The sequence below is a fragment of the Vaccinium witches'-broom phytoplasma str. VAC genome, assembly GCF_000309405.1.
Lineage (GTDB): Bacteria > Bacillota_I > Bacilli_A > Acholeplasmatales > Acholeplasmataceae > Phytoplasma.
In genome coordinates this window covers 1-5164 of sequence record NZ_AKIN01000037.1, presented here as the reverse complement: position 1 = coordinate 5164, position 5164 = coordinate 1, and the positions used below count along the sequence as shown (strand labels likewise).

The window sequence follows — 5164 nt, the reverse complement described above, 5'->3', positions numbered from 1 at the left end:
GATAACCCACAAATAAATGAAACAATAAACCCAGAAAAGGATTCAAATTATTAAAAATATTTTACCAAATTTAAAAATAAAGGAAAAAAAGCAAAATGACTAAAAAACAAAATACTAAACACAAAAATACTAACAAAATAATAGCTAAAAAAGAATTAATTACTAACATAGCGAAAGAAGGCAGAACTACTTTTACAGAAGCTAACGCGTTTTATAGTTTATTTGAAGAAGTTTTATTTCAAACGATCGCCAATAACAAGGAAGTAGTTTTAGGAACTCGTTTAGGAAAATTTGTAGTTTCTAAAATCAAAGCCTGTGAAAGACCTGAAATGAAAGCTATAAAACTTAAAAACGGCAGAATGAAATTTAAACCAACAGGCAAAAGGATTAAATATCCTGCTTCCTTAAAAGTGAGTTTTAAAATCGCAAAACCTTTAAAAGAAGCTGTGAAACAATAAGGACATAAACATTATCTGTTCTCTCCTACTAGAAGATATTTAAAGTTTTGAAGAAGCGCCTTTCTTTAAATATCTTCTAGTAGGAGAGAAAAATAGTGTTTTTGTTAAAAAGAAAGCAGGAAAAGAAAATGTATAAATGACTACTTTTAAAATATCTGAAACAAGAATTTACTTGTGAAGAACGTCGTGATATTCCCAAAAACAATTTAAAATGTATAGTTTATTAAATCAAAAGAAAGAAGCAAAAAAATGAAAAAACAAAAATTAAAATTATTCAACAAATTATATTTCGGATTATTAGCAGGCATCTTATTAGTGTTAGGATCTCTAGCGGGATACTATTATATAACGAAGGAACCAGATAAATCTAATAAGGAGACAACCCAAGAGAAAGCAGTTTCTCAGTCAGGCTTAGACCAATTAACAGATCAAATTAAGTTTTACGAACAAAAATTAAAAGAAACTTCTGATGCTGCGAGCAAAGAAACTTTACAACAAATTATCGATTTTTATCAAAAACAAAAAGAAAATTTGGAAAAGAAAAATTTATGGGAGGTTTATAGTCGTCTTTTAGAAGAAGAAATTAAAAATTTAGACCAAAAATTAAAAAACGAAACACATAAATTAACGGCTAAACACACTTTAACAGCTAAGAAATTACAAAAAGAAAAAGAATTAATTGCTTTACAAGAACAAGAAAAATTACTCACAGAAGAAGAAGAGATAGAAAATACCCTTTTACCAGATATAGCTAATAAATTAAAAAATCCTGATTTAAAAGAAGAAGATAAAAAGAAAATCATAGAGGAAAAAACACGTTTAACGACTAAATTAGACGACACTCAAAAACAAATTAGTAAAATGATTCAAAAAATAAAAATCATTCAAGAAATCAATCATTTAGAAAAAGAAATTACAGAAACAGCAGAAGAAAATTATTCCACTCATCTTTTAAATACGCGTAAAGAACAATTACAAACGCAATTAGAAACTTTAAACTAATTTTTTATGCCAACAAATATTACTCCCCTCTTTAAAAGAGGTTGGAGTTGTTTGTTATTTGCTGGGGGCTTTTTAATCGCTGCTTTATTATTTCAATGGGGAAGTTCTTTGCCGAAAACCCATCTTCATTTTCCTTTAAAAGAATCAATCAAAGAATAAACAGTTTTATTACAAGAAACACAACCTTCTTCTTTTAAACCTTTATCTCCTGAAATTGATAATTTTTATTATCATTCTCTTTTACCTTTAAAAGAACAAACTTATCAAAATACAGAATGTTATAACGTTTATTTAGGTGAAAATACAGGAATAAAAGAAGTCATGGGATGGTTAAAATATCATTTTCCTGTCAAAACTTTTGAAAAAGATTTTAGTTATGCATTGTATAATGCGAGCGATTCTACATCAGAACCAGTTCATTTTAAATATCGTATTAAAGAGCCACCGCCAGAACAATTTCTGTTAGCTTATTTTGAAGGTGGAACAAGAGAAGGAAAAAACGATACTTATGCCTTAGAAGATTTAAAACAAATGGGGAACGGAGCGACTCATTTATATTGCTTTTGGAATAAAAATGCTCCTTCCACTCCGCTGCCAGATACTTTTCTTTTTCAACCTCAAAATTATCATTTAGAAATAATTTATGATAAAGGAACAAATTTTGGTGGTCCAAGTTATTTTTTCATTGATAAAATAGTAGTCAAAGAAATCGCAAAAGATAAAATTGTGGCTATTTATCCGATTAATCAAAAAATCGAAGAACCATTTACCATTTTTAATTATGATTTTGAATTAAAATTTCCTTTTTATAATTACGCCCAAGATGGTATGTTATGGTCTACGAATCATATTAAATCTTTAAGAAAAATTGATTTATATGAAAAGAAAACAGGTCAACATCGGACTTTATATTATGATGTGGATTAAAAAAGAACCAAAAGAAAGGAGCAACATAATGAATATTCAACAAACTTCATCTTCTAATAAAATAGTAAAAATAATATTTTTTATTTTGGAATTGTTGTTATATGGCGTTATTTTGTATTGTTTTATGTCAAATAATTATTCTATCTTAGCATGCGTATTTTGTTACTTTATGACTTGGATTGTTTATTTGTTTTTTTTGTTTCTAGATATAATCATTGATTATATTTTTTCAGATAGGTTTTTATTATTACTTTTGGAACATTCAAAATTAATATGTACCATAATTGCTATAATTCCTTCTTGGTTTATCGCAAGAGCAATAACAAAAGCGATAATGTCTAATTTATTAAGTTAATGAAAAGGTATTAAAAAAACTTTATATTATATATTTGCTTAAAAAAGAAAGGAAAAGTTTTTATGAAACTTTTTAATAAAATTTATCTTCTTTTCCTTGGTTCTTTATCAGGTTGTGTCGTTATCCTTAGTATTTATGGTTTGTTAAAATCAGAAAACACTACTCTCCAAGAGAAACAAAAACAAGAAACGGAACAAAAAACGACTCAAGAAGAGGGAGATGCCTTGGCTGAACAATTAGAAAAATTGCGCCAAGAGAATCAGAAAAAGATTGATGAAGCTGACAAGTTAAAACGTCAAGACGATGTTTTGAAACAAAAAATAGATTTCAATATTAAACGTCATAACGAAATTAATAATCTTTTAGTCGCCATCAATCAAAAAAAGACTAATAAAGAAGAAGCCTTAAAAAAGCTTCCTGCTACTGAGGTCGCCCAAAAAGAAACGCTACAAAACGAGCTGACTAGTTTAAATGCAGAAGCAGAAAAATTAAAGCAAGAAAAAGACGTCTTAACTAAAGAAAGTGAAGACTTAGTTAAGCAACGCCAAGCCTTATTAAAAATCCAAACGGTTAAGAAACAACAAATTGCAAAACAAAATATCCTCATTGATCAAAAGAGTAAATTAGCTGTCTTCCAAGACGAAATAAACGATTTAAGAGAGGCTATGGCTTATAATGACGCGGAAAAAGAAAAAATTACTCAGTTGTTACAAACAGCAAACCTTCCGCAAGAAGAAGAATCCCAATTAAGAAATTATCGTTTATTTTTAGATAGTCAATTGCTTTCTTTTGATAAAAGACTGCAAAAACTCCTTCGCGATATTGAAAATATTCAAAAAAATCAACTAGAAAATATGCAGAAAAAACCGAAAACCTTAGATAGTGTTTACGGAATGGAGGAAGAAAAAGAAAAATTCGCCAATATTCTTCATTATTTAAAAGGGGAGAAACATGTTCTTGGTTATCAAAATGTAAAACCCATGGGAATTTTATTATATGGTCCTCCTGGAACAGGAAAAAGTCATTTAATAGAGGCTATTTGTGGAGAAACAGGAACCCATTATATCGAATTAGAACCTTCTCGTTTCGATAAAACTTATGTTGGCGAAGGGAACGAAGAGTTGGAAAAAATTTGGGCCGAAGCTGAAGCCCATGATAAATCCATTATCTTTATTGATGAAATTAGTGGTTTAGCGAATCGAGAAGACAAAAATACTAACCAAACGGCTTCTAATATTATTAATAACTTATTAACCAAATTAGACGGTTTTAAAAAAAGCGAGAAAAAAATTATCTTAATGGGAGCTACTAACCATTTAAATAAAATAGATTCCGCTCTAAGAAGTCGTTTTCAACAAGAAATAGAAATTAATTCTTTTAAAAAAGAAGAAATTCCAGGTTTTTTAAAATATTTAATTTTAGCTAATAATTACCGTATCAGTTATCATACTTTGAATCATTTAACCACTTTAATAGATAAAATCCCCCCTATAGAAGAAATTAAAGAAAATGATTCCGAGCAAGAAAAAAAACAGAAAAACAAAAGAAAATGAGAAAAAAACTTTTTCGAATCGTGATTGGGTGAAATTATTAAGTGATGCTTTTATGACTTATGACCGTTTAGCGTTTGTGAATAAGAATCACGAAGTAATGCTACCTTCAGATTTAGATGAGAGTTTAGATACTAAATTAGGAATTAAAAAGACCAAAGCTGAAATAGAAGCCCATCGTAAAGAATGTGAAGACCAATACGGAGAATGGAAAAAAGGTTTAAATATTAAAACCTTAGATCATACCATTATCGATCAAACTTATCCTTTTACTCGTTTCAACGGCTTAGATAACTGTCAATATCCTCGGAAAGTACCTAGTGATTTAAAAGCTTTTGTGAAACAAAAACCTTTTAATCAATGGCATTATCGTGAGGAAAGTCTGCGTTTCAACAGCACACAACCTAATTGTTTTGATGGGGTTGTTGCAGTACGTCAAGACTTAGATAGTAGAAAAAATAATTCGTTATTTACTCAAAATAATACATTTAGTGATACTGTTTTGATAGATCAGTCTAATTATAATATTCAAATCCGTTATCAAGGACCTAAATATATTTTAGATACTGATAAAGATTTTTATTTGCAACCAATTAAAATACCAAAAAATAATCTTTTAGGTAGTCTTCACGATAAACAAATCTATTATCTTCACTTTAATCCTGTCAAACAATATCTTACTTTATATACAGAACCAATGAATACTAAGTAATAACTATTTAAAAAAGGATCCACCTCAACCCTGTGCGTAAAACTTTAAGTCTTTATACTGAGAAGTTTAACACAGGAGGAGAATATACACCACCTAGTGATTAATTAATTATTTTTTAAATAAAAAGGAGTTCTATTAAATTTACTTTTATTTTATTAAC

Annotated in this window: 7 protein-coding genes; all 7 read left to right on the top strand. The window is 28.5% G+C overall.

Going from position 1 to position 5164, the window contains the following annotated elements; translation table 11 throughout:
• Positions 1 to 95: 95 nt before the first annotated feature.
• The 7 genes from RI68_RS00950 to RI68_RS04200 all read left to right on the top strand — a co-directional run bounded on the left by RI68_RS00950 (position 96) and on the right by RI68_RS04200 (position 5004).
• Complete coding sequence (locus RI68_RS00950) at positions 96 to 458, top strand: HU family DNA-binding protein (protein WP_017193383.1); 363 nt, start codon at positions 96 to 98, stop codon at positions 456 to 458.
• A 249-nt stretch (positions 459 to 707) separates the two neighbouring features.
• Positions 708 to 1460, top strand: a complete 753-nt coding sequence (locus RI68_RS00945; protein ID WP_017193382.1) for a hypothetical protein — start codon at positions 708 to 710, stop codon at positions 1458 to 1460.
• A gap of 6 nt (positions 1461 to 1466) precedes the next feature.
• Positions 1467 to 1619 carry a hypothetical protein gene (locus tag RI68_RS03870; RefSeq protein WP_161598271.1) on the top strand — a complete coding sequence of 51 codons (153 nt, stop codon included), beginning with the start codon at positions 1467 to 1469 and terminating at the stop codon, positions 1617 to 1619.
• A gap of 162 nt (positions 1620 to 1781) precedes the next feature.
• Complete coding sequence (locus tag RI68_RS00940) at positions 1782 to 2387, top strand: hypothetical protein (protein ID WP_017193380.1); 606 nt, start codon at positions 1782 to 1784, stop codon at positions 2385 to 2387.
• Between the two features lie 28 nt (positions 2388 to 2415).
• The gene (locus RI68_RS00935; protein ID WP_152411635.1) at positions 2416 to 2742 is read left to right on the top strand and encodes a hypothetical protein; all 327 of its coding nucleotides are present in this window, start codon (positions 2416 to 2418) and stop codon (positions 2740 to 2742) included.
• A 62-nt stretch (positions 2743 to 2804) separates the two neighbouring features.
• Complete coding sequence (locus RI68_RS00930) at positions 2805 to 4295, top strand: AAA family ATPase (protein WP_261974268.1); 1491 nt, start codon at positions 2805 to 2807, stop codon at positions 4293 to 4295.
• Positions 4296 to 4323: 28 nt separating this feature from the next.
• Positions 4324 to 5004 carry a hypothetical protein gene (locus RI68_RS04200; RefSeq protein ID WP_261974267.1) on the top strand — a complete coding sequence of 227 codons (681 nt, stop codon included), beginning with the start codon at positions 4324 to 4326 and terminating at the stop codon, positions 5002 to 5004.
• The last annotated feature ends 160 nt before the right edge of the window (positions 5005 to 5164 follow it).